We start from the raw sequence: 22,043 nt of genomic DNA, 5'->3' as shown, positions 1-22,043 counted from the left end.
GATTGAAAAATGGCGATCAAGGGTTCGTTGTCAGAAGCTTCCTTGCCTGATGTGATACAACTTTTGACATATTCCGGTAAATCCGGGTGCCTTTCGGTCACGGACGGCAGAAATTTCGGCAACATATTCATCTCAGAGGGGAAGATTATTTACGCGACGATTCTGAATAAGAAACAACGATTGGGCGATATTCTGTTGATGAAGAAAACGATTGATAATGAAACCCTTTCCAGGGCGCTGGAGATTCAAAAATCGGACAAGAAGAAACGGCTCGGTGAAATTCTCATTGATATGGGTGCCATAAACAGAGATCTCCTGGAGAAGGAACTCAAGGAACAGATCGAACAGACGATCTTTACGATGTTGACCTGGGAGAGCGGGTATTTTAATTTTGAAGCCGATTTGCTTCCCTCTGCCGAGGAATATACTGTTCAACTTTCCGCACAGGAACTTCTTCTTGAAGGTGCCCGTCGAATCGACGAATGGCGTAAGATAGAGAATAAGATTCCTCCTTTTGAAACGATCCTTGTCCGAAAAGAAAATACCGAAGAAATACCTTTGACGGCCGAAGAGAAGAAGGTGGTCGAACTCATTGACGGCAATAGGACCATAGATGACATTCTGAAACTTTCGGATTTTGATTTTTTCGAGACCTGCAGAACAATATACGGTTTATTGTCGGCGGGATTGATCGAGAAACCGGAGAAGCCGCTGGAAAAGAAACGGGTAACCGGAGACATATCAGAGCATAAGAATCTCGGCATCGCTTTTTACAAGACCGAGATGTACGAAGAAGCAGAACGTGAGTACAATAAAATACTGGAGATCGACGGACAAAACGCCGAGGCGTTTTTCTACCTCGGGCTTATAGAACTTGCACGCGGCAACTATGAGGAGGCGCGTGAGAAATTATTGGAGGCTTCTGAAAACGAACAGCGTGCCTCGATATTGATTAATCTCGCCTATGTAAGTTCACGCCTGAGCCTGTACGATGACGCGAAAAAATATTTGAATCAGGCGAGGGAACTCGAGCCCGACAACGTAAAGGCAAAGGTTAATCTGGGAATTGTTCTGTATAAAAACGGAGATTTGAATAAATCAGCCGGGATATTAAAGGAAGTGATTGAAGGATCTCCTGAAGTGATTACACCGTATTTTTATCTGTCGAAGATCTATCTTGAGGAAAATAAGATTGAAGAGGCATTGCAGGTGTTGAATGATGCCATCGATCGATTCCCCAGATTCACCGCTTTTAAAAATAATCTGGCGGTCCTTTACGAAAGTATGGATAAACCAGAAGAGGCTGAAAAACTGTACAGACAGGCGCTTGAGGTGACTCCTCAGGATGATTTGATATGCAGGAATCTCGCTGATTTTTATTATGAAGCTCAGATACTGGGTGCGGCGAAGGAATTATATGAGAAGATTCCTGATGACAAGAGGGACTGGCAGATTCTCTTCAAACTCGGCAATATTTATTTGCGTCAGGGAGATTCGGCGAAAGCCCTTGATTTCTGGAAAGAAGCTCAGAAACTGAATCCTTCCGAAGAGGTTATTGCGCGGAATATCGAGGTGCTCCAAAAATCTGGTGGAAAATAGTTTCAAGGAACTCATCGACTACATCGGAAAACAGACTTCATTCCGATGCCAGCATTACAAAGAGAAACCGCTGAAGAGACGGATAAAGGTGAGGATGAGGGCGTTGAACATCCACGGCTTTGAGGAATACCATCAATATCTGAAAAAAGAGCCTGAAGAGATGGAGCGGCTGCTGGACACGATAACAATCAATCTTTCGTATTTTTTTCGAAATCCCGAGACATTTGAGTATTTGAGCAATTCGATATTTCCGGAATTCAAAAAGAGGACCGGGCCGATGGTGTTCTGGAGTGCAGGTTGCGCCCACGGTGAAGAACCTTATTCCCTGGCGATCACCGCGGCGGAGAATTCACTGCTCCATCGAGTGGATATCTACGGCACTGACATCGACAATAATGTTTTGCAAAAAGCGCGCGCGGGAGTCTACACGAAGCTCGTCTTCCAGTATACCCCTGAGGAAATTTTAAAAAAGTATTTTACAGAGACTGAGGACGGTTTTGCTATTTCCGATAAGATAAAAAGAAGAGTTACTTTTTTGAACATCGACCTTTTTGAGCCACCGTCTTTTGACCCGTGTGATTTGATCGTCTGCCGGAATGTATTGATATATCTGGACCGCAGTGCGCAGTCGACCATATTGAAAAATTTCTACGACCACTTGAAACCGGGCGGTTATCTGGTCATCGGTAAGGCGGAATTGCTGATCGGAATCCCTGAAGTCAAGCTGTTCGAGGTCATCAGCCGTCCCGAACATGTCTACCGAAAAAAACCTGTTCAGTCGTAGCGTGGATATGAATGGGAAGGCGGCTGTGAACTGCGTTTTATGAAATGAACGAAGAGAAGGTAGGGATAGGAGAATTGAAGGTCGAACAGGGAGAAGCCGTGCTTGCTGCTTATGGGGTAGGTTCCTGTGTCGTTATTATACTTTATGACACCGAGAAGAAGATCGGCGGTCTGGCGCACTGCCTTCTGCCTTCAGGGAACGAGAACAGCTTGAAATACCCCAGGGCTGCGATTGCGAAGATGATGAAAGATATGATTGAGATGGGGGCGCAACCTGATAAGATAATCGCGAAGATCATCGGCGGCGCCACAATGTTTGAGGGATTTGCCAAACATGAGATCGGTAAAAGAAATGTCCTGCAGACGAGGGAAGAGTTGAATAAATTGAATATACCGATTGTCGGTGAAGATGTTTTCGGCAATTGGGGGAGAACGGTTTTTTTGAATCTCAGTACCGGCGAGGTGAGGGTACGTTCGTTTAAACATGGAGAAAAAGTTTTATGAAGAAGAAAGTTCTGATTGTTGAAGACTCTATTTTGATGCAGCGGGTGATAGGTGATATAATCGATTCATCCGGTGAATTTGAGGTATGCGGTTCAGCGCGTGATGTGGTCGAAGGATGGGCGAAGTTCAACAAATTGAAGCCCGACCTTGTGACCCTGGATTATGAATTACCGGGGGAAAACGGTCTGGTCCTTCTTGAAAGAATCATGCAGACAAACCCCACACCGGTTCTGATGCTTTCCGCCCACACCAAATCAGGCGCCGAATTGACGATACGTTCGCTGGAGATGGGAGCGGTTGATTTCTTCACCAAACCATCCGGTCCTATTTCGATTGACCTGTATAATTACAAAGAAGAGTTGATCGCCAAATTAAAAGCAGCCGCCGTTGCGAGATTGACACAGAGATTGAAGAAAAAGACTTTCCGTACGACTGAAAAATTCAAGGACCTTTACATCGGGATCGCCGCATCCACGGGCGGGGTCAGGGCGTTGAATTACATAATTCCTTCACTGCCTGCGAAATGCGGTTTACGGATCATCGTGGTGCAACATATGCCCAAGTATTTTACCGCGAGTCTGGCTCTTCATTTGAATGAAAGGTCCAGTATGGTCGTGAAAGAAGCGAGGGACGGTGATTTGATATTGAACGGCGAGGTGCTTATCGCTCCCGGCGGCTACCACACCACAGTGGACGGAGAAGGCAAGAGGGTCGTCTTGAATAATGACCCGCCGCGTCACGGCGTCAAACCGTCGGCTGATGTTCTGTTCGATTCAATGGCGTCCGCCTTCAAAAACAAGGCGATCGGGCTTGTTCTGACCGGTATGGGACACGACGGCGCCGAAGGAGTTATAAGAATCAAAAAACAGAATGGAATTGTGATCGCCCAGGATCCAGACGATGCAGTGATCGGCGGAATGCCGCAGTCCGCGATAAACACGAATATGGTGGATTATGTTCTGCCGCTGAAATTGATTCCCGATAAGATTTTCGAATTTATTTCCAGAAGATGAGCGGAGAAGATGAAATGGAAGATTTAAAAAATCGATTGCAGGCTTTGAAGAAAAAGGTTAAGGAATTCACCCCTGATAAAGAGAAGGAGATTAAAGAGGAGATCAAGGAACTTTACATCGACATAGCCCATTCCTTGAAATCTTTGAATGATGCACAGAATGAATTGAGGGCGATCGCCCAGGATTTCAAACGCAGCAAGTCATCGAAACTCGAGGTGAGTAAGTTCTATTCTTTTGTCAAATCGCAGACCTCTGCAGAACTGGATCTTGCAACCCTTATTGATCGGGCGTGGAATTTGATTGTGATGGAGGATTACAGTGAAGCGGTGAAGGTCCTGCGTCGGGTTCTCGATATTGATCCCCAAAATATCAAAGGTCTGGGTTTTATGGGATTGGCGCTGATGAATAAGGGACTTTACGACGATGCTATGCTCTATTTACAGCAGGTTTTGTTGACCGACCCGGATAATCCTTTTGCATTGAACAATATCGGTTATATCTGTTACAAAAAAGGAATCTGGGGAGAAGCGATAGAACATCTGGTAAAGGCTGCAAAGCAGACCAAAGATCGGATGGCGGCTCTCTATGCGAATTATTATTTGGGACTTGTATATTACGAACGCTCGATGCTGGCGGATGCGGTTAAGTTCTTTGAAAAAGCGCTGCAGCTGGGGCCCAATCTTCAGGAAGCCTATTATTATCTCGGGCTTTCAGAAACAAAACAGTATGAGTTCAAAAAAGCGGTTGAATATTTTGAAAAATGTATCAAGATCGACAAGGATTCCAAATACGGAAATCTTTGTGCTGAGGAACTCAATAAGATAAAACCGTTGATCGAACCTGACAAGATATTCAAGAAGGAAGATTCAGCTGAATGAATTCCCTGTCTTTGAACAAAACCCTTGAGTTTGTTGTTGAACTGGTGTGCCGCGTCGGCGGATATCTTTTTGAACAGATCGGCAGGCAGAAACGGATTCGTTATAAGGGGGAGGTCGATTTAGTAACCCAGTTCGACAGGAAATCCCAGGATATGATAATCCGGGCACTCAGAAAAGAATATCCTGATTACGGAATTCTCAGTGAAGAGGATATGACGCGTAGGATTGAAGCGGTCGTCAAATGGATTGTCGACCCCCTGGACGGCACCACAAATTTCGCTCATAATCTGCCGATCTGGAGTATTTCGATCGCCCTTGAAGTAGACGGTGAGGTGGTGCTGGGTGTTGTTTATGACCCTACGCGAAAAGAACTTTTCTCAGCGGTCAAGAACAGGGGTGCTTTTCTCAACAAAAAACGAATCAGGGTTTCCCGCATCAGGAAACTCGAGCATGCCTTATTGGTGACGGGGTTTCCGTATGACATCCGCAGGACGCGGAAGAATAATCTTTCCAATTTCAGTAAGTTTGCCCGCCAGGCTCAGGCGGTGAGGAGGCTTGGTTCTGCGGCGCTCGATTTATGCTATACGGCGTGTGGAAGATTCGACGGCTACTGGGAATTGAAACTCTCTCCCTGGGACCAGGCAGCGGGTTCATTGATTCTCAAAGAAGCCGGAGGAAAGATCACGGATTTTAAGGGGAGACCATTTGATATTTACGGTGATGAGGTGCTGGCGACCAACGGGTTTATTCATAAACAGATGATGAGGGTTCTCAATCCGTAAGAAAGATCAGAATTTACAGTGGAATTTCAACCCTCCGGCATACTGTCGTCCTTTAAGACGGTATTCATCAAATAAGAGGTCGGTATAATCGGTTGCATTGGATATCGTGGTGAAGAGTGTAAAGTGTCGGAACTGCAGGGCTATTGTCGGCGTGACGAGCATAGTCGGAGAAAGGGATTGGGTAAGTCCGTTTCTTCGGGATAAGTATTTTATCTCGGTACAGAGATTCAGAATACCGTATTCTATACTCAGACTGTCGCAGAAGAGATATTCAGGCATAAAAGGAATTTCTAAATCAGCCCGGTTATAATCAAGGCGTAATCCATTCACGATCTTCAATCGGCTGAAAGTGAGATTGTCGTTTAATTTGATTCCTATATTTATTTCCTTAACTTCTTCAAGATAGTCGATTTCAAAATTTTTTCCGATGATAAGGCGGTTGAACCAATCGTTATAAGTGCCTGTGATATCAAGAGATTGGTTAAGAAACTCAAATGAAATATTCAATTCAAAACCGACTCTCAGATTCTCTTCTGGTACCGCCATTCTATATTTCAGCGGTGTATTCGGGGTAAAGCGCTCTTTAAGTGTTTTATAGACGTCGCCTGAATTGACCCCTGCCGAGAACTTCAAACCGGGGATTGAATATTGAAGGTATAAACGGGGCGCAGGAAAGGCGTCGGATATTGAAGAGCCGATCGCCAGGTGAAGATTACGGATATGTACCTTTGCCGCGGCGTCGGTTTTCAATCCTCTGTTTATATAGAAATTGTTTATTTCAAAATATGGAAGAAACCAGAGGCGGTCGAAGAATATATTGAGTTTTGTCTTTCCTTCAATATGGTGCATACCATTTATTTCCCAGAGGTCGAATTCGGTTCTGCCTGAGATGATCGACCAGGGATTGGTCGAAGCGAAACTCAATCCCGGACAGACTGCTTCATAGTAATCGACCTTATCGAGGAAAAAGCCTGAGAAGCAGGGTTCAACCCAGAGATGCGTCAGAGGAATCGAATAAGAGCTTTTCATCCCGGCTTGTTTTGAAGGGAACCAGTCACTGCCTTTTTTATAATAACCGGAGGAATTCAGATTGCCGAATCTGAGGTTGTAGTATCCGTCGTAGAAGTCACCGGCGGCGCCGCTGATTGTAAGGATGTTGTCGATTTTTTTCAGCCAGAGCTCTGGTTCGGGAAAGAGAACATCAGACAGGATCGGAAGAGGAGGTAATGAGTCTACGGCGATTAAAAAGAATATGAGCGTCATTTTTGAGCAGTCCTGAGTAATCTTTCAATATTTTTTTCATAGGGAGGTTCTATGATTCCTTTTTCAGTGATTATCCCTGTGAGTAAAGAGTGCGGTGTGACATCGAATGCGGGATTGCAGACCCTGGCTTTTGATGCGGCGATCTGTTTTTCGTTGAAAAAACGGATTTCTTCTTCACAACGTTTTTCAATCGGAATCATTTCACCGGATTCGATTTCAAGATCAAAGGTTGATGTCGGAGCGGCTACGTAAAATGGAACACCAAAGTGTCCGGCTATGATTGCGATTCCATAGGTTCCTATCTTATTGGCGGTATCACCGTTCTTTGCTATGCGGTCGGCGCCGACAAGGACGAGATCCATTTCCGCCATATATGTCGCCGCCATATTATCACAGATGAGATTTGTGACAATACCGTTTCGGGTGAGTTCCCAGGAAGTAAGGCGTGCTCCCTGAAGCAGAGGTCTTGTTTCACAGGAATAGACAGAGAATTCTTTTCCTTGAGCCTTTGCCGTATAGAGAATTCCGAGGGCGGTTCCGATACCCGTGGTCGCCAGGGCGCCGGCATTACAGTGGACCATTATCTTTGAACTGTTTTTTATCAGTGGTGCACCGGCTTCGCCGATCGCTTGACAGGATTCGCGGTCTTCTTTTTCAATCGCCTTTGCTTCTTCCAAAAGAATCCCGTATATATCCTTGTCTTCAGCGGCTTTCGCTTCCATCCGCTCCACCGCCCATTTGAGATTGACCGCGGTGGGGCGTGCAGACTTCAACAGCTCTGCCGCTTTCATCACCTCGTCAGCGTTCCTATTGTATGCCGCCAGGACCATACCGTAAGCCGCCGCCACTCCGATCAGCGGCGCACCGCGCAGCTGCATATTTTTGATTGCACCGTACACTTCCTCGGGTGTTTTGAGATGGATGTAAATTTCCTGTTCGGGCAGTTTTGTCTGATCGAGTATTATGATTTCATTACTTTCTTTTATGTATTCGATTGTTTTAAAGTCGACCATAACAGAGGATGTTATTTAATATCGGCGTGCGCTTTCGCCGACTGGATTGTATTATACAGAAGCATTGTGATGGTCATCGGACCGACGCCACCCGGTACCGGAGAGATTGCACTCACTTTTTTACTGACCTCTTCAAAGTCCACATCACCGACCAGACGATACCCCCTCTTTTTGGTGCTGTCTTCCACCCGGTTGACTCCGACGTCGATGACCACTGCTCCGGATTTCACCATATCCGCGGTAATGGTATGCGGTCTTCCCACCGCCGCCACCAGGATGTCGGCGGTTTTTGTGATTGTCGACAGATTCTCGGTCCGGCTGTGACATATCGTAACGGTTGCATTCGCCTGCGGATTTTTCTGGATGAGAATCATTGCCAGCGGTTTGCCGACGATATTACTTCTTCCGACGATGACGACATGTTTACCCTGAATTTCGATTCCATTACGCACCAGCAGCAGCTGAATTCCATGGGGGGTGCAGGGAAGAAATGACGGAGCGCCGATCATCATCTTGCCGATGTTTATGGGATGGAAACCGTCCACATCTTTTTCCGGACTGATGCTGTAGATTACTTTTTCTTCATTGATATGTTCTGGCAGGGGCAGCTGGACAAGAATTCCGTGTATGGTTCTGTCATTATTCAATTCACCAATGAGATTCAGGAGTTCTTCTTCTTTATAGTCGGGATCGAATTTATATTCACGGGACAAAATTCCCACTTCGGCACATGCCTTTTCTTTTCCTTTCACATACGACATTGATGCGGGATCGTCGCCGATGAGAATGACCGCCAGGCCGGGAACAAGGTTATATCTGCTCTTCAATTCTTCTATTTCGGATTTGAATTCTTCACGCATCTTCCGGGAAAGTTCTTTACCGCTCAGGATTTTTGTCATTCAACCTCCTTATCCAGATAATATCCAGAATATCGGTATTGTCAATCATTTGAAGAATCTCCGATGCAGGAAGCGGGACAGCGTGAAAGAACCGAACATCATCAAATAGATTTCCACGGGCATTCGGTATCTTATCAGCCCCACATGAGTGATTATATAGATGAGCGAGAGGAGAATGATGAAACAGGTTATAAAGACCGCTTTTTTATTCACGGGATGATATAGTGAAAAGAAAACGCCGCAGAGTCCCAATATCAGGACGGGCAGGTAGAGTACGATATGGAAATTACGGTATTTATTTGCGTCGGGAGACCCGTTTATCTGCAGCGGGGCGAACCACCAGAAATAAAGGGCCTTTTTGCAGAGGAGGATGATGAATTTTGCGGGTTCTTTTTTAATGAACTTCATTCCCTCAGACAGAAAAAAATTCGCACGTTCGATTTCCGTATATGAGATCAGGTTCTGTTTCATGCTCCGCGGCAGGGTTTCAACCATGAGAACAAAATCACCCTGTTCAGGCGAAGATACTTTATAGTAATCTGTGCCGGTCGCATGGGGATTGTTGCCGATCCAGAAATTCACTCCCGCCTGTGTAGTGATTGGGATGAGCGAGTGGTGGACCGCATAATTTCTGATTGTCCAGGGAATGAGGGTGAGCAGGGTGATGACGAACAGAATGATATATTGTTTCAGGATTTTCCTTCCCGTGATGATCCAGTGTAATATGATGGCGGGAATGAGGCTGAAAGCGACGGGATTGCACAATATTGACAGGCCGAGTGTAAACCCGGCGGCGATTGCGGTTCGGCGGCGGGCGTTGTTCAGTTTTAAAATCAACAGGATTGTGGAAGCGAGTAAAAAGAGAAAGAGCGTCGTCGGCGTGAGTTTAATGGAGTAGTAAATCAAAGGAGGGTAGAGGCAGATGAACAGGGCGCTTATGGATGCGGCGGTTCTGTTGAACAGAAGCAGGGCGGTTTGATGTATCAGCAGGATGGTTATTGTGGAAAGAATTATCTGTAATATTAAAAGCGGTACGGCGCCGCCGGTCGTTTTATATGAAAAGGCGAGGAGATACGGATATAAAGGAGCATGACTGGAAGTGGGTTCTAAGGAGTCACTGAACCGAGCCACGCGACTGAAACCATTGCCTGCGGCGATATTCTGTGCGATGTCACCGTATTCCCATGCCCCGGGATGTTCATACGCTTTTGTTCCAAGGAGAGCACCTGTTCTCAACAGCAGACCGATTAATAACAGCAGTGTTACAATGCCGGAGATTCGAAATTTTTGCTGCACTTTTCATTATATTGCGCGTGCCGAGGATGTCAATATGAAGGTTATCTGACTCCTCTTCACTTTTCTCATATTTCCATTTCTCCCTTCTCCCATTCTCCGTTTCCCCCTTTCTCCCGCTCTCCGTTTCCAACGCTCACAACGCTCTAAACGCTCCTCCTTGTCATTCTGAGTCCGCCGCAGGCGGACGAAGAATCTCTCTTTTTTCCAGCGCAGCTCCCTTCCATGCACGAAGTGCATCCCTTCCAGCGCAGCTTTCTTCCAGCACCGCTCCCTATGCCCTCCGCCCTTCGCCCTATGCCCTTAGCCCTTCGCCCTCCGTCCTGAGTAGAACGAAGAAATGACAGGGAAAAGGATGGTCTGTAAATCAAACAGGGCTATTTTTTATTGGTGCAATAAAACATTTGACATCGGCGGATTTCTTGTTATTATTATAGCAAACGTTCTATGAAAATACTTCTATCATCTGATTCATACTATCCGCATCCCGGAGGCGTGTCAGAATATATGCATTTTCTCGGTAAATACCTGGAAGACCTCGACAATGAAGTCGTGATTCTGGCACCACATTATTCTGAACCGTATCATGATGATCTTAAGACAAGACGAATCGGAAAGTGTTTTTTCTTCAACGGGAACAAAGCGACGATCACCTTCACCTTTCATCATAGATTACCCATTCTGGTGAGAAACTTCGTGCGGAATGAAAGATTCGACATCATACATACAAACGGTCCCATCGGCTGGAATCTGCCTTACTGGGCGCTCCACTATTCCAGGGCAGTGAATGTTGCGACGTTCCACACCGCTTTCACCGGTGTGAATCTATATAAGTTCGCGAAGGTCTTCTTCAAGCGTATGTATCATAAGAAACTACACGGTGTAATCTATCCGTCGAAAACCGCTTCATTGACCACGTTTCCGCATTTTCCGATTCCCTACCGTATAATTCCAAACGGCGTCGATACCGAGCGATTCCATCCTGAGGTGAAACCCCTCGAAAAATTTCCTGCAGACAGACCGAAGATATTATTCCTGGGCAGACTCGATCCGAGAAAAGGGCTTGATAAGCTCTTGAAGGCGTATCCTTTGATAAAGAAGAGAATTGAAGATGCACTTCTCATTGTTGTCGGCGCCGGTCCTTTGATGGAGCAGTATAAAGAGATGGTTCCCCGCAGGTTGCGGGAATCCGTGTATTTTGAAGGGAGGGTGACCGGCGAGATGATTCCACGTTATTATGCGACATGTGATATTTATGTTTCACCCGCCACCGGCGGCGAAGTTTTCGGCATCGTCCTCACTGAAGCGATGGCTACGGCGAGACCTGTTGCAGCATCGAATATCGCCGGATATAATGAAGTAATTGAGGACGGAATGAATGGATTGTTATTCGATCAGAACAATCCCTATGATATTGCGGATAAGGTTATACGGATTCTGGAAGACAGCCGCTTGAGAAATAGATTGAGCACCAATGCACGGAATTTCGCCGTTAAACTTTCCTGGCGTAACATCGCTGCAAGGGTTATGGCTTATTATGAAAGTTTATTACAACGGCAGCGCGGTTCATCAATCTATGGCCATAAAAAGGAGGTAAGATGAAATATCTGGCTGCATTTTTTCTGATTTTGCTCGCCTGTGCCGGACCTAAGACCGAAAAGGTTGAAGCAGGCGGTGAAGTTAAGGAATTAGGGAAAGGATTATATATGAATATCAAAGTAAAAGACTTCGGGGATATCGTCATTAAATTATATCCGGAACACGCCCCAAAAAATGTCGCCAACATCGTGAAATTGACGAAGAAAGGTTTTTATGATGGTCTGACATTTCACCGGGTGATAAAAGGTTTTGTGATTCAGGGAGGCTGTCCCAAAGGAGACGGCACCGGTGATCCGGGTTATGAGATTGAGGATGAAATTTCACCGACACTCAAACATCTGAAGGGAACCGTGGCGATGGCTAACCGCGGACCCAATACCAATGGTTGCCAGTTTTATATCTGTCTTGCTCCGCAGCCGCGTCTGGACGGCGGCTATACCATCATAGGAAAAGTGGTGGAAGGGATGGATGTTGTGGAAAAGATCGGTGACGTCAAGACCGGTTATATGGATCGACCCGTCACTAAGGTTGTAATGGAAAAGGTCTGGATTGAAGAGAAAGAATGATAATTCTCCGCGGATAATATAAATATTTCATTCTTTAAACCTTTCCGTCGGCGCAACCGTCTAATTTCATAGAAGGAGGTTAAAATGAAACAAATATTTTCTATAACAGCCGTTCTTTTCATCGTAGTTTCACTCGGTTTTGCACAGGAGGGATGTAGAAATTTCCCACCCGGCCAACCGCCCCACGGGCATAGGATGATGCCTGAGATGAGACTCGAGATGCTCGATCTGACGGCTTCCCAGCGTGATGAGATAGAAGCGGCGCGACTTGAGGCTCAGAAAAAGATAATTCCTTTAAAGGCTGAGATTGAATTGAAACGACTCGACCTGGAAAAAGAGATGAGGGCTGATACGCCGAATAGAAGTAAAATAATGAAATTGACCGAAGAGATAAACAAGATCGAACTTAAAATAAAACAGACAAAACTCGACGAGATGCTTAAAATCCGGTCGGTCCTCACTCCGGAGCAGAGAGAAGAACTCAAAAAACCGCTTCTGAAGAAAATAATGAAGAAGAAGATAATCAAGAAACACTGCTGCGAGGAAGAAGAAGTCGAGGAATAAGAGAATTATGCCTCCTCTTCTAAAAAGAGGAGGCATAAAACATTTCTGTTCGCACCCTTTACTCTTAAGATGTATAAGAAGATGTTGATGTAATTCGGTTGTATCCTTCTATTGACAACCCTTTTTATTTTTGTATAATCATAACCTGAATAGTAAAACTATTCAAAGGAGGATTTATAGCAATGAAAAGTTATTCAGAAGAAGAAATGAATAAACTTCTTGAAGCATCTTTTGTTACACCGAGAGAGGGGGAGATTGTAAAAGGTACGATAATCAAACAGACGGAAAACGGCGTTCTTTTGAATCTCGGGCTGAAGGCGGAAGGTTTTTTACCGATTGAAGAATTCGCCTCGCCTGAAGACGCCTTTGTCGGCAAAGAGGTCTATGTTTTTCTGGAGGCCTATGAGGACCGCGACGGTTTTCCGGTGATTTCCAAAAAGAAAGCGGATTTTCAATTGGCTTGGGACCAGATAAAACATCTCTATGAAAACGGTGAACTTGCGACTGCAAAAATCAGAAAACGTATCAAAGGTGGATTCGCCGTTGACATCATCGGTGTTGAGGCGTTCTTACCCAGTTCCCAGATTGAATTCAAATCTCAGGCTGATATCGACGCCGCGGTCGGTCAGAAGATCGAAGTCAAGATTGTAAAGATAAATATGATGCGCAAGAATATCGTGGTTTCCCGGAAACTCGCGGTTGAAGAAGAACAGGCAAAGGCACGGAAGAAGATATTCAATAAGGTGAAAGTGGGGGATGTGATAAATGGTGTAGTGCGTAATATCACTGATTTCGGCGCGTTCATCGACATCGGTGGAATCGATGCCCTGCTTCATATAACGGATATTTCCTGGTCCAAGATCACCCATCCGGCTGAAGTGGTCAAGATCAATGATAAGATAAAGGTTAAGGTCCTGGTTATGGACCGTGAGACAGGCAGGATTGCGGTCGGACTCAAACAGCTTTCACCACATCCCTGGCTTAAGATTGAAAAGAAATATCCGGTTGGGACAAAGATCAAGGGTAAGGTCACCAGTGTGGTGGACTACGGCGCCTTTATCGAGATTGAAAAAGGTGTGGAAGGTCTTGTCCATGTTTCAGAGATGTCCTGGACCAAGGATATCAAAGATCCGACGAAGATTCTTAAGGTCGGCGATACAGTGGAAGCGGTGGTCTTGTCGATTGCGCGCGAAGAGAGGAGAATTTCGCTCGGCATAAAACAGACAAAACCTGATCCCTGGTCAACGGTCGACGAAAAGTTCAAGGTGGGGCAGAAGGTCGTCGTCAAAGTCACCAACCTGAAGGATTTCGGCGCCTTTGTGCAGCTTATGGACGGTGTAGAAGGTCTTATCCATGTGAATGACTTCTTCTGGGACAAGAAGGTCAAGAAGGCTTCTGACTATCTCAAAAAAGGACAGAAGATTGAAGCGGTGATCAGGACGATCGATCGCAAGAACCGCCGGATTTCGTTGAGCATCAAACATACGAAAGAAGACCCGTTCACCAAATTTACTGAAGCGCATTCAGAGGGTTCGACGATCACCGGCAAAGTGAGTGATATTCTGCCCAAGGGAATAAGGCTTATGCTTGAAAACGGTATCGAGGAGTTCATCCCGGCGAATTACCTGGCGCGGCGCGGCAAAAAACCAAAGGATTTATATAAACTCGGTGAAGAGATAGAGGTTTTGATAAAGAAGATAAATCCGAGATTACGGAGAATCATCCTCAGTGAAAAAGAGTTGCACAAACCGCCGGTTAAGAAGAAAGAAGCCGTTAAGCCGAAACCTACCGATAAATTCACCATCGGTGATATTCTCGGCTTGAATAAAAAACTCGGCGAAAAAGAAAAATAGTTTTCTATTTGTAGTTGAGTATTGCAGAAAATATTCAATTTAGGTTGCAAACTGAATCAATATGAGGGCTTTTGCCTGCTTGAAAAGTTCGGCGGAGTACCCGACCTCGTAATCGTCAATACCTGCTGTGTCACTAAAGAAGCCGAGATTAAATCACTGAAAAAATTCAGATATGCGCTGAAAAAATATCCCGGCGCGAAGATTATCGCGACCGGCTGTGCCTGCAGGATCCACCCGGAAAAGTTTTCCGGAGCGTTTCGGGTCATCGACCATATTCAACGTGAAGAACTAATTCAGGGGATTTATCCTGAACCTGATCGGGGACGCTTCTTTCTCAAGATTGAAGACGGATGTAATGAAGAGTGTACTTATTGCATTGTAGCAAAAATAAGAAACAGAATAAAGAGCAAAAGATACGAAGATATCAAAAGAGAGATCCAGTGGGCAGTGGACAGAGGATATAAAGAGATTGTCCTGGTCGGTGCGAACATCGGTCTTTATGGAAAAGAGGTCGGTGATTCCCTTATCGGACTTTTAAGGTTTTTGAGCGGGCTGGAGCATTTGCCGCGGATAAGATTATCTTCCCTGGAACCGAAATTCATTGATAAAGAATTGATTTCGGTTTTAAAAAGCTTACCTTTTTGCCGCCACTTTCATATTCCACTGCAGAGTGCCGATGATGAGATTCTCTCGAGGATGAAGCGCGGTTATGATGTGAAATATCTCGGGACGGTGATTGATTTGATAACGACGAACTTCGACGATGTTGCTGTCGGTGCTGATATTATCGTAGGTTTCCCCGGTGAAGACGATGGAAGGTTCGACAACACCCGCCGGTTCATCGAGGAGAATCCGTTCACCCATCTTCATGTTTTTCCGTATTCTCCACGGCCGGGTACTGAAGCATACGGTCTCGGCGACCCGGTGGTGCATAAGGTAAAAAAAGAGCGGCTCTGGGTATTGAAGAATTTGATTCGTCAGAAGAATCACATTTTCAGAAAGCGTTTGTTGAACCGCATCTTCAGTATTATCACTGAAGAGAAGAACGGTTCTGTTTCGGGCATTACTGATAATTACATCCGGGTGAAGATTGCGGAAAAATGCGGCGGAAACCGATTATTGAATGTGAAGATTACAGAGGTCACTTCAGACGGAACTTACGGTGAAGTCGTATCTGATTCTGATATCGGCGGTTGAAGATGGCGAAGAAGTTTTATATCAGAACCTTTGGATGTCAGATGAACAAGAACGACAGTTCGATCATCACGAAGATACTGGAGGACAGAGGATATACGCGGACCGAGGAAATTCCACTGGCTGACATACTGCTCGTCAATACCTGCTCGGTTCGGGAACACGCCGAGAACAGGGCATTGGGGTATATCTCCACACTGAAGCGATGGCGTAACGAGAAGAAAAGGGTGCTTGGTGTGGTCGGCTGTATGGCGAAGCGTTTAGCCGGCAGGATCACCGCCCAACTGCCTTTTGTCGATCTGGTGATCGGACCGGATTCTTATCGGAATCTGCCGGATTACATAGAAGATGTCATTGAGAGCTGTACCAGAATTATAGAGACCTCTGATTCTGACGAGACCTATTGCGGGATTTATCCCCGCAGCCCGGCTGTTTGTGACTTTGTTTCGATTATGCGCGGCTGTAACAACTACTGCTCATACTGTATCGTTCCCTATGTCAGGGGCAGGGTGAGGTCAAGACCTCCTGATGATATAATTTCAGAGATAAAACATCTGATTGCAAAAGGGGTGAAGGATATAACCCTTCTCGGACAGAACGTCAATGCGTATTATTTTGACGGTGCCACTTTTGCGGTTCTGCTTCAAAAAGCGGCGCAGATTCCCGGGTTGACCAGGTTGCGGTTTCTGACTTCGCATCCAAAGGATTTCAATGATGAAATGATTGATACTGTAAAAAAGTATGAAAACATCTGCGAGTGGTTTCATCTACCCCTGCAATCAGGATGTAACCGGATTTTGGAACTGATGAATCGAGGGTATACAAAAGAAGAATTTGTCGAGCTCGTTACAAAGATCAGACATTGTATTCCTGAAGCGACGATCACCACGGATGTAATAGTCGGTTTTCCTACTGAGACAGAAGAAGAATTTATGGAAACACTGGCGCTTCTGGACGAACTGAAATTCGATGATGCATATATGTATCGTTACTCGCCGAGACCCGGAACCCGGGCGTGTAGATTGACGCCGTTGCCGGAAGATATAATAAAAAGCAGGTTGAAGAAGTTGATAGAGTTCCAGAACAAAATTATGCTCGATAAAATAAAAGCAATGGTCGGTCATACCTATGAGGTTCTCTTTGAAGCAAAGAGCGAATATGGAGGGACACGGGGTAAGACAAGGGGTAATCGGGATGTCGTTGTCGAGGAGACGATTGAACCCGGCGAGATCAGAAAAGTTTTGATTTGTGAAGTGAGGGGGAGAACCCCGATCGGAAAGACAGCGTAGACAAAGTCTGGTTCTACTTGACAACTGAGGATTCATTGGGTATCATTTATGCAGACAGGTTTATGATAAAAGAAGGGGAGTATTTACCGGATTTTATCGGTCCCAGGACAATGGAGGACAAATTGCGCGGAGTGCGATACACAATGACCTATGGAGGTGGTCAGGAGCAATGGATTGAGGAGTATGCTGTAGATTCCAGGGATTATGCACCAGGTATGCATACGTTCAAGGCAGAGGGCTGGGGCGGCAGAGCACCAGTGTATGATTCAGTGAGTTTGTGTGTGTTTGATTTCTATATTCGAGAGCATCTGGTGAAGAAGTACTTTAATCCGCTTAAACCAGACAGTGCCCGTGTGGTTTATCAGATACTGCCTCCAGAATATGCCGATCCTGAGGTTGCTCCCAGTCCGATAAAGATGGAGGTGGAGATTCGTGATAAGGATTCAGTTTTAGTCTATGGGCCGCGAGAATTGACCACCCAGGAGCAAAAGTATCAGCTGTTGTGGTGGGATGGGAAGGATAATGGAGGGGAGGTGGTTGCTTTTGACGAGGGTCCTTATAATTGCAAATTGACAGTTTACTATCGAGAAACTGGGGTTCGTCTATTATGGGGATGTTCTGAGAAGACACCCTTGTATCCTACAGAATTCAACTTAATTGCCTATGATTATGAAAACAATGAAGTTCCTGATAGCGAGGAGGTTAATCCTGGCGTTTATGTGCATTTTAATTTGGATAATGATAATAACAGCGATAATTCAATAGCGGGTTCGGAGGGTCGTCATCCTGGTGGTGATTATCTTGAGGATGGTCCGGTGAGTGGGGAGGATGATTTGGAGTTGGTAAAGATTGAGATGAAGCCGTTATTACATACTGGTAGGGTGGAGTTAAAACGAGACAATGCGAGTATTCGTGTCTGGAGCAGTTCGAATAAAGGTGCTGATAAGAAAGTATTGTATGACAATGATGTAAAGTCCTGGAATCTTGCGATTCCATCAGAACGGCAGGAGTTTGAGAATTTGAAGGAGAATCTTTGGGTTGAAGGTCTGGGGTACAATGCAGAAGGCCATCTTTTTATCTGGTATTACGATGCCTCAGGTACTCGTTGGACAGGTGATTTAGTGAAATATACATTTATTGCTGCGGATTGTGGTAGACAACCGAGGACCGAACCTGAAGCAGTATACTTTCGGATTTATAACCCAATAACACAAGAGTGGCATTGGGAATTGAATCCTACTTATGTCCAAAAGGATAACTATCAAAATCCTAACATATTTCCTAATTTGAAAGGTTGTGAATGGAGTGTTACTCAAGACCTGCGGGTTGTCGGAAACAAGAAATATTCAAGGCCAGAATACAATTGCATAGCATGGTCTGTAGGTGAAAGCAATGTTTGGTATAACCCAAACTACATTGATATGAATTACGGTAACCACAATGGTATATTTGAAGACGTTGATATGGATAGTTTTTATTTTAAGAAAAAGGGATGGAAGTTAGTCACCTCAGGTTCAGATGAAGAAAAAGCAAAAATTGCCAAGGCAATGTACTATTCGTATGTAGGAGATTGGAATTATTTAAATGAACCACCACCAGCGAGGGGTTGGAATTACCTAAGTGAACCGCCCGATAGTAAACTTATTGGTAAATCAATCGGTTTTCATGGAGCAAGGCGCTATAAATGCGATTGCGGTGCAGGAAAGTGGATAATGTATGAAAGTAAATGTGGACAAGGTGAGAAGATTGAGCACATATGGAATCAATTGAACGGACCCGTTTATGGGATTCCAACTAGGTTCTATAGATGAAAGGAGTGAGCAATGCAAGAATATTCTTCAATTGATAATTTATTATTTGTGGTTTTTGGGTTTTTGTTAATTTTATGGCCGTATTCTTCTACTGCAGGTGTCGATTCAGCAGAGGTTAGAGCGAAATTTGAGGAAGAATACAATAGACCTATAAAAGAGCCGCTTTCAATTCGGATTCTACGTTCAACAATTGGACCTGAGGAATGGTGGAAATATCGGAGAATTGCGGACTTAGGACCAGCTGTAATTCCTCATATAATTGAGAAAATGGAAGCGGGCGATTTTTTTATAACTCTTTCTCTACAGATGATTACCAAAAAGTTTTTTGAAAAAGAAGAATATAAATCTTTTGGTTGCCGTGATTCAAGAGATGAAGCTAAGTTATATATTTACTGGTGGCGTGAGGGCCGAAAGCAGACCCCCCAGCGATTTAAAAAGTTATATACCGAGTGGCAGAGTTTAAGGAAAGAAGGGGAAACCGAAAAAGCAAAAGAAAAATATCAATGGATAATTGATATGGGTATTATTGTATTGCCCTATCTGATTGAAAAGATATCTGAAGGTGATACTGCATTAATTCCTGCGGTGTCCGAACTTACTGACGGAGAGGTCAAAGAGGACGCCACACCTGAGGAGTGTGTGAGGTGGTGGAAAGAGAACAAAGAGAGGTGGTATATACCGATTGAGGGTGATCCGGGAGAGGAAGAAATAAAAAAAGACGATAAATAGCGGAAACTTTATTGGTCATTGAGTCATAGTGCAACCGAGGTATGTCCCCGTTTGCATTTATCTCTTGACTTCAGTTGTTTCTCGTTTATAATAAAATTAAGGAGAAAAGATATGATTGAAGCTTCATTATCAAAGAAGATATTAACTCTGGAAATGGAATTGAAAGTCATTGAATCACAATTGAAAGAATTCGCGTTGAAGAAGAAAGGGAAAAATAAATTTGTGGCTTTATATGGAATATGGCGATTTTACTTATAATGAGATAAAAGAATCAGAAATCAAATTACCTTCCGAACTATCGTAAATAATGGTATATATTGTAGCTACACATACATTGGTAGTCTTGACTTTATGTGAATTTTGATTACATTTATTTATAGATAATGGAGGAAATATGGCCACAATTTTAGAAAGAATCAAGCGGGAAGCTGAAAAATTAACACCCGAAGAGTTGTTGAAGTTAGTTGATGAATTTATCCATCGTTTACTGGAAAAACAGACAGTAAAACATAATAAATTTGATGTAAATCGAGTTTATGGTTTAGGTAAAGGATTATGGCATAATAAAGATGTTCAAGATTATGTAATTCGATTAAGGGAAGACCGTTTCAAATAGAATGCTTTTAGTTGAGGAAATCAATAAAATCAAATCTATTTTTATTGATACGGCTCCGATTATTTATTATATTGAAGCTCATCCTGAATTTGGTCCTTTAGTTAAGCAAATTATGGAGATTTTATCACAGGGACGATTAACAGTTTTTTCATCGGTGTTGACCTTGACCGAAGTTTTAGTGAAGCCGGTTCAACTTGGTAGGGAATATTTGGTGGTGGAATTCATTAATTTTTTAACAAACGGACTGTGTCTTGTTGAAATTGATCCAATTATCGCGGAGCGAGCTGGTAGGTTAAAAGGTAAATATTTTAGTCTTCGAACACTTGACGCTTTGCAGATCTCTGCGGCATTGAGTGTGAATGTAGATGCTTTTTTGACTAATGATAAAAATCTTACTCAAATAGAGGAGATAAGAATTCTGTTGTTAAAGGATTATTTAAGTTAATTTTCAGTTGTTGAGAGAATTCCATACGTATGTCGACAGGATGAATTCCATTGAGATTCTTCGCTTCGCTCAGAATGACAAGGGAGCGTTTAGAGCGTTTGGATCGTTGTGAGCGTTGGAAACGGAGAAAGGGAGAAACGGGGAAACGGAGAAAGGGAGCGGTGCTGGAAGGGAGCTGCGCTGGAAGGGACATTTAGTCATTGGTCATTGAGTTATTGAGTCATTAAGTCATTAAGATTCTTCGTCCGCCTGCGGCGGACTCAGAATGACAAAGCCTGTTTATGCTTAAATCGTGTATTTACCTCTATTATTGACAAACCCCTGAAATTCCATTATGATTCCTGTATGAAAAAGATCAATAAATACATAGATCAGACGATTTTAAAACCAGACGCCGCTAAGGATGATATACTGGTGTTTATCGATTCAGTCAAAAAATACCGATTCTATGCGGCGGTGGTGAATCCCTGCTGGGTGGAACTGCTGCACAGCGCCCTTCCTGAAGAGATAAAGGTATGCAGTGTTGTGGGATTTCCCTTGGGTGCATCGAGCACAAAGGTAAAGGTCTATGCTGCCCTGGATCTTATAGATAAGGGCTGTGATGAGATTGATGTGGTAATGAATATCGGCAGGTTTAAGAGCAGGGATTATAAGTATGTCGGAAAAGAGATCAAGGCAGTGGTTAATGCTGCCCAGGGCAGGATAGTAAAGGTCATTATTGAGACCTGTTTACTGGATGATGCTGAGAAAAAAGCCGCTGCCCGGATTATTATGGAAAGTGGGGCGAAATTTGTAAAGACTTCAACCGGTTTTTCAAAACAAGGAGCCACAATAGAAGATGTGCGGCTTTTAAAACAGACAGTCGGTGATAAGCTGCATATCAAAGCCTCGGGTGGTATTCGTGATCTTGAGACTGTAAAAGCGCTGCTCAAAGCAGGTGCAGACCGCATCGGAACCTCGGCAGGCGTAAAGATCATGGAACAGTCCCTTAAAATCCACTGAAAATTGAGAAAAATGCCATAATTTTAAGACTTTTTTAAAATTACCCCTTGACAAAGCCCGATTTTTCGCTATAATGTAATTGTCGAAAGGAGGTGCAAAAATAGATGACGAAGATCACGGTCTACGAGGGCGAATCTTTTGATAACGCTATCAGACGTTTTCGCAAGTCAGTCGAGCGTGCAGGGATTTTAAGAGACGTCAAAAAACACGAAGTTTATGAAAAACCGAGTGAAAAGAGAAAAAGGCGTCTTATAATGGCTCGTAAAAAAGAACTGAAGCGGCAGAGGGAGGAGATATAACAGATATCCGGACCCATGCCGAAAATGTTTTAGAACTCACCAAGGTACT

At 44.2% G+C, this 22,043-nt stretch carries 22 protein-coding genes; 18 read left to right on the top strand and 4 right to left on the bottom strand.

The window, feature by feature from the left end; translation table 11 throughout:
- Nucleotides 1–9: 9 nt before the first annotated feature.
- From ENI34_10475 to ENI34_10450, 6 genes are read left to right on the top strand one after another with little or no spacing between them, the layout of a single operon-like run.
- Nucleotides 10–1,599, top strand: coding sequence for a tetratricopeptide repeat protein (locus ENI34_10475; GenBank protein HEC79543.1), 1,590 nt, complete (start codon nucleotides 10–12; stop codon nucleotides 1,597–1,599).
- Complete coding sequence (locus ENI34_10470) at nucleotides 1,589–2,383, top strand: protein-glutamate O-methyltransferase CheR (protein ID HEC79542.1); 795 nt, start codon at nucleotides 1,589–1,591, stop codon at nucleotides 2,381–2,383. The genes ENI34_10475 and ENI34_10470 overlap by 11 nt, the downstream gene beginning before the upstream one ends.
- Nucleotides 2,384–2,427: 44 nt before the next feature.
- Nucleotides 2,428–2,886 (top strand): chemotaxis protein CheD, encoded by a 459-nt coding sequence (locus tag ENI34_10465; protein ID HEC79541.1) that lies wholly within the window; start codon nucleotides 2,428–2,430, stop codon nucleotides 2,884–2,886.
- Nucleotides 2,883–3,899 (top strand): chemotaxis-specific protein-glutamate methyltransferase CheB, encoded by a 1,017-nt coding sequence (gene cheB, locus ENI34_10460; protein ID HEC79540.1) that lies wholly within the window; start codon nucleotides 2,883–2,885, stop codon nucleotides 3,897–3,899. The genes ENI34_10465 and cheB overlap by 4 nt, the downstream gene beginning before the upstream one ends.
- The gene (locus tag ENI34_10455; protein HEC79539.1) at nucleotides 3,896–4,777 is read left to right on the top strand and encodes a tetratricopeptide repeat protein; all 882 of its coding nucleotides are present in this window, start codon (nucleotides 3,896–3,898) and stop codon (nucleotides 4,775–4,777) included. Before cheB ends, ENI34_10455 begins: the two co-directional genes overlap by 4 nt.
- Nucleotides 4,774–5,559: an inositol monophosphatase gene (locus ENI34_10450; protein HEC79538.1), complete on the top strand. Its 786-nt coding sequence runs from the start codon at nucleotides 4,774–4,776 to the stop codon at nucleotides 5,557–5,559. Before ENI34_10455 ends, ENI34_10450 begins: the two co-directional genes overlap by 4 nt.
- Before the next feature lie 6 nt (nucleotides 5,560–5,565).
- Here the strand turns inward: ENI34_10450 and ENI34_10445 are convergent, their stop codons facing one another.
- From ENI34_10445 to ENI34_10430, 4 genes are read right to left on the bottom strand one after another with little or no spacing between them, the layout of a single operon-like run.
- Entirely contained in the window at nucleotides 5,566–6,822 is a 1,257-nt protein-coding gene (locus ENI34_10445) for a hypothetical protein (protein ID HEC79537.1), read from the bottom strand.
- Nucleotides 6,819–7,835 (bottom strand): S-methyl-5-thioribose-1-phosphate isomerase, encoded by a 1,017-nt coding sequence (gene mtnA, locus ENI34_10440; protein ID HEC79536.1) that lies wholly within the window; start codon nucleotides 7,833–7,835, stop codon nucleotides 6,819–6,821. Before mtnA ends, ENI34_10445 begins: the two co-directional genes overlap by 4 nt.
- 11 nt (nucleotides 7,836–7,846) lie before the next feature.
- The gene (folD, locus tag ENI34_10435) at nucleotides 7,847–8,734 is read right to left on the bottom strand and encodes a bifunctional methylenetetrahydrofolate dehydrogenase/methenyltetrahydrofolate cyclohydrolase FolD (GenBank protein HEC79535.1); all 888 of its coding nucleotides are present in this window, start codon (nucleotides 8,732–8,734) and stop codon (nucleotides 7,847–7,849) included.
- A 45-nt stretch (nucleotides 8,735–8,779) separates the two neighbouring features.
- The gene (locus ENI34_10430; protein HEC79534.1) at nucleotides 8,780–10,030 is read right to left on the bottom strand and encodes a glycosyltransferase family 39 protein; all 1,251 of its coding nucleotides are present in this window, start codon (nucleotides 10,028–10,030) and stop codon (nucleotides 8,780–8,782) included.
- A gap of 444 nt (nucleotides 10,031–10,474) precedes the next feature.
- On the opposite strand from ENI34_10430, the gene ENI34_10425 reads away from it, so the two are divergent.
- From ENI34_10425 to rpsU, 12 genes are all read left to right on the top strand, one after another.
- On the top strand, nucleotides 10,475–11,629 hold the full coding sequence (locus ENI34_10425) for a glycosyltransferase family 1 protein (protein HEC79533.1): 1,155 nt from the start codon (nucleotides 10,475–10,477) through the stop codon (nucleotides 11,627–11,629).
- A 104-nt stretch (nucleotides 11,630–11,733) separates the two neighbouring features.
- On the top strand, nucleotides 11,734–12,192 hold the full coding sequence (locus ENI34_10420) for a peptidylprolyl isomerase (GenBank protein HEC79532.1): 459 nt from the start codon (nucleotides 11,734–11,736) through the stop codon (nucleotides 12,190–12,192).
- 84 nt (nucleotides 12,193–12,276) lie between these two features.
- Nucleotides 12,277–12,756 carry a periplasmic heavy metal sensor gene (locus ENI34_10415; GenBank protein HEC79531.1) on the top strand — a complete coding sequence of 160 codons (480 nt, stop codon included), beginning with the start codon at nucleotides 12,277–12,279 and terminating at the stop codon, nucleotides 12,754–12,756.
- A gap of 182 nt (nucleotides 12,757–12,938) precedes the next feature.
- Nucleotides 12,939–14,609 (top strand): 30S ribosomal protein S1, encoded by a 1,671-nt coding sequence (locus ENI34_10410; GenBank protein ID HEC79530.1) that lies wholly within the window; start codon nucleotides 12,939–12,941, stop codon nucleotides 14,607–14,609.
- Between the two features lie 21 nt (nucleotides 14,610–14,630).
- Complete coding sequence (locus ENI34_10405) at nucleotides 14,631–15,806, top strand: MiaB/RimO family radical SAM methylthiotransferase (GenBank protein ID HEC79529.1); 1,176 nt, start codon at nucleotides 14,631–14,633, stop codon at nucleotides 15,804–15,806.
- A gap of 2 nt (nucleotides 15,807–15,808) precedes the next feature.
- Entirely contained in the window at nucleotides 15,809–17,092 is a 1,284-nt protein-coding gene (gene miaB / locus ENI34_10400) for a tRNA (N6-isopentenyl adenosine(37)-C2)-methylthiotransferase MiaB (GenBank protein ID HEC79528.1), read from the top strand.
- A 35-nt stretch (nucleotides 17,093–17,127) separates the two neighbouring features.
- Nucleotides 17,128–18,903 (top strand): hypothetical protein, encoded by a 1,776-nt coding sequence (locus tag ENI34_10395; protein HEC79527.1) that lies wholly within the window; start codon nucleotides 17,128–17,130, stop codon nucleotides 18,901–18,903.
- Nucleotides 18,904–18,915: 12 nt separating this feature from the next.
- Nucleotides 18,916–19,632, top strand: a complete 717-nt coding sequence (locus ENI34_10390) for a hypothetical protein (protein ID HEC79526.1) — start codon at nucleotides 18,916–18,918, stop codon at nucleotides 19,630–19,632.
- A 394-nt stretch (nucleotides 19,633–20,026) separates the two neighbouring features.
- On the top strand, nucleotides 20,027–20,248 hold the full coding sequence (locus tag ENI34_10385) for a hypothetical protein (GenBank protein ID HEC79525.1): 222 nt from the start codon (nucleotides 20,027–20,029) through the stop codon (nucleotides 20,246–20,248).
- Between the two features lies 1 nt (nucleotide 20,249).
- On the top strand, nucleotides 20,250–20,693 hold the full coding sequence (locus ENI34_10380; protein HEC79524.1) for a PIN domain-containing protein: 444 nt from the start codon (nucleotides 20,250–20,252) through the stop codon (nucleotides 20,691–20,693).
- 345 nt (nucleotides 20,694–21,038) lie between these two features.
- Complete coding sequence (deoC, locus tag ENI34_10375; protein HEC79523.1) at nucleotides 21,039–21,695, top strand: deoxyribose-phosphate aldolase; 657 nt, start codon at nucleotides 21,039–21,041, stop codon at nucleotides 21,693–21,695.
- Nucleotides 21,696–21,799: 104 nt separating this feature from the next.
- Nucleotides 21,800–21,994 (top strand): 30S ribosomal protein S21, encoded by a 195-nt coding sequence (rpsU, locus tag ENI34_10370; protein ID HEC79522.1) that lies wholly within the window; start codon nucleotides 21,800–21,802, stop codon nucleotides 21,992–21,994.
- Nucleotides 21,995–22,043: the final 49 nt, after the last annotated feature.

Source organism: candidate division WOR-3 bacterium (genome assembly GCA_011052815.1).
Lineage (GTDB): Bacteria > Hydrothermota > Tepidihabitantia > SM23-42 > SM23-42 > DRIG01.
Note: the sequence above shows the minus strand (reverse complement) of the source record. Positions and strands in the feature narration are given on the sequence as shown.

Bases quoted from the DNA above. Each gene is read 5' to 3' on its own strand.
- ENI34_10475 (HEC79543.1), top strand. From the start codon at position 10: ATGGCGATCAAGGGTTCGTTGTCAGAAGCTTCCTTGCCTGATGTGATA.
- ENI34_10465 (HEC79541.1), top strand. From the start codon at position 2,428: ATGAACGAAGAGAAGGTAGGGATAGGAGAATTGAAGGTCGAACAGGGA.
- cheB (HEC79540.1), top strand. From the start codon at position 2,883: ATGAAGAAGAAAGTTCTGATTGTTGAAGACTCTATTTTGATGCAGCGG.
- ENI34_10455 (HEC79539.1), top strand. From the start codon at position 3,896: ATGAGCGGAGAAGATGAAATGGAAGATTTAAAAAATCGATTGCAGGCT.
- ENI34_10450 (HEC79538.1), top strand. From the start codon at position 4,774: ATGAATTCCCTGTCTTTGAACAAAACCCTTGAGTTTGTTGTTGAACTG.
- ENI34_10445 (HEC79537.1), bottom strand. From the start codon at position 6,822: ATGACGCTCATATTCTTTTTAATCGCCGTAGACTCATTACCTCCTCTT.
- mtnA (HEC79536.1), bottom strand. From the start codon at position 7,835: ATGGTCGACTTTAAAACAATCGAATACATAAAAGAAAGTAATGAAATC.
- folD (HEC79535.1), bottom strand. From the start codon at position 8,734: ATGACAAAAATCCTGAGCGGTAAAGAACTTTCCCGGAAGATGCGTGAA.
- ENI34_10425 (HEC79533.1), top strand. From the start codon at position 10,475: ATGAAAATACTTCTATCATCTGATTCATACTATCCGCATCCCGGAGGC.
- ENI34_10420 (HEC79532.1), top strand. From the start codon at position 11,734: ATGAATATCAAAGTAAAAGACTTCGGGGATATCGTCATTAAATTATAT.
- ENI34_10415 (HEC79531.1), top strand. From the start codon at position 12,277: ATGAAACAAATATTTTCTATAACAGCCGTTCTTTTCATCGTAGTTTCA.
- ENI34_10410 (HEC79530.1), top strand. From the start codon at position 12,939: ATGAAAAGTTATTCAGAAGAAGAAATGAATAAACTTCTTGAAGCATCT.
- miaB (HEC79528.1), top strand. From the start codon at position 15,809: ATGGCGAAGAAGTTTTATATCAGAACCTTTGGATGTCAGATGAACAAG.
- ENI34_10390 (HEC79526.1), top strand. From the start codon at position 18,916: ATGCAAGAATATTCTTCAATTGATAATTTATTATTTGTGGTTTTTGGG.
- ENI34_10385 (HEC79525.1), top strand. From the start codon at position 20,027: ATGGCCACAATTTTAGAAAGAATCAAGCGGGAAGCTGAAAAATTAACA.
- ENI34_10380 (HEC79524.1), top strand. From the start codon at position 20,250: ATGCTTTTAGTTGAGGAAATCAATAAAATCAAATCTATTTTTATTGAT.
- deoC (HEC79523.1), top strand. From the start codon at position 21,039: ATGAAAAAGATCAATAAATACATAGATCAGACGATTTTAAAACCAGAC.
- rpsU (HEC79522.1), top strand. From the start codon at position 21,800: ATGACGAAGATCACGGTCTACGAGGGCGAATCTTTTGATAACGCTATC.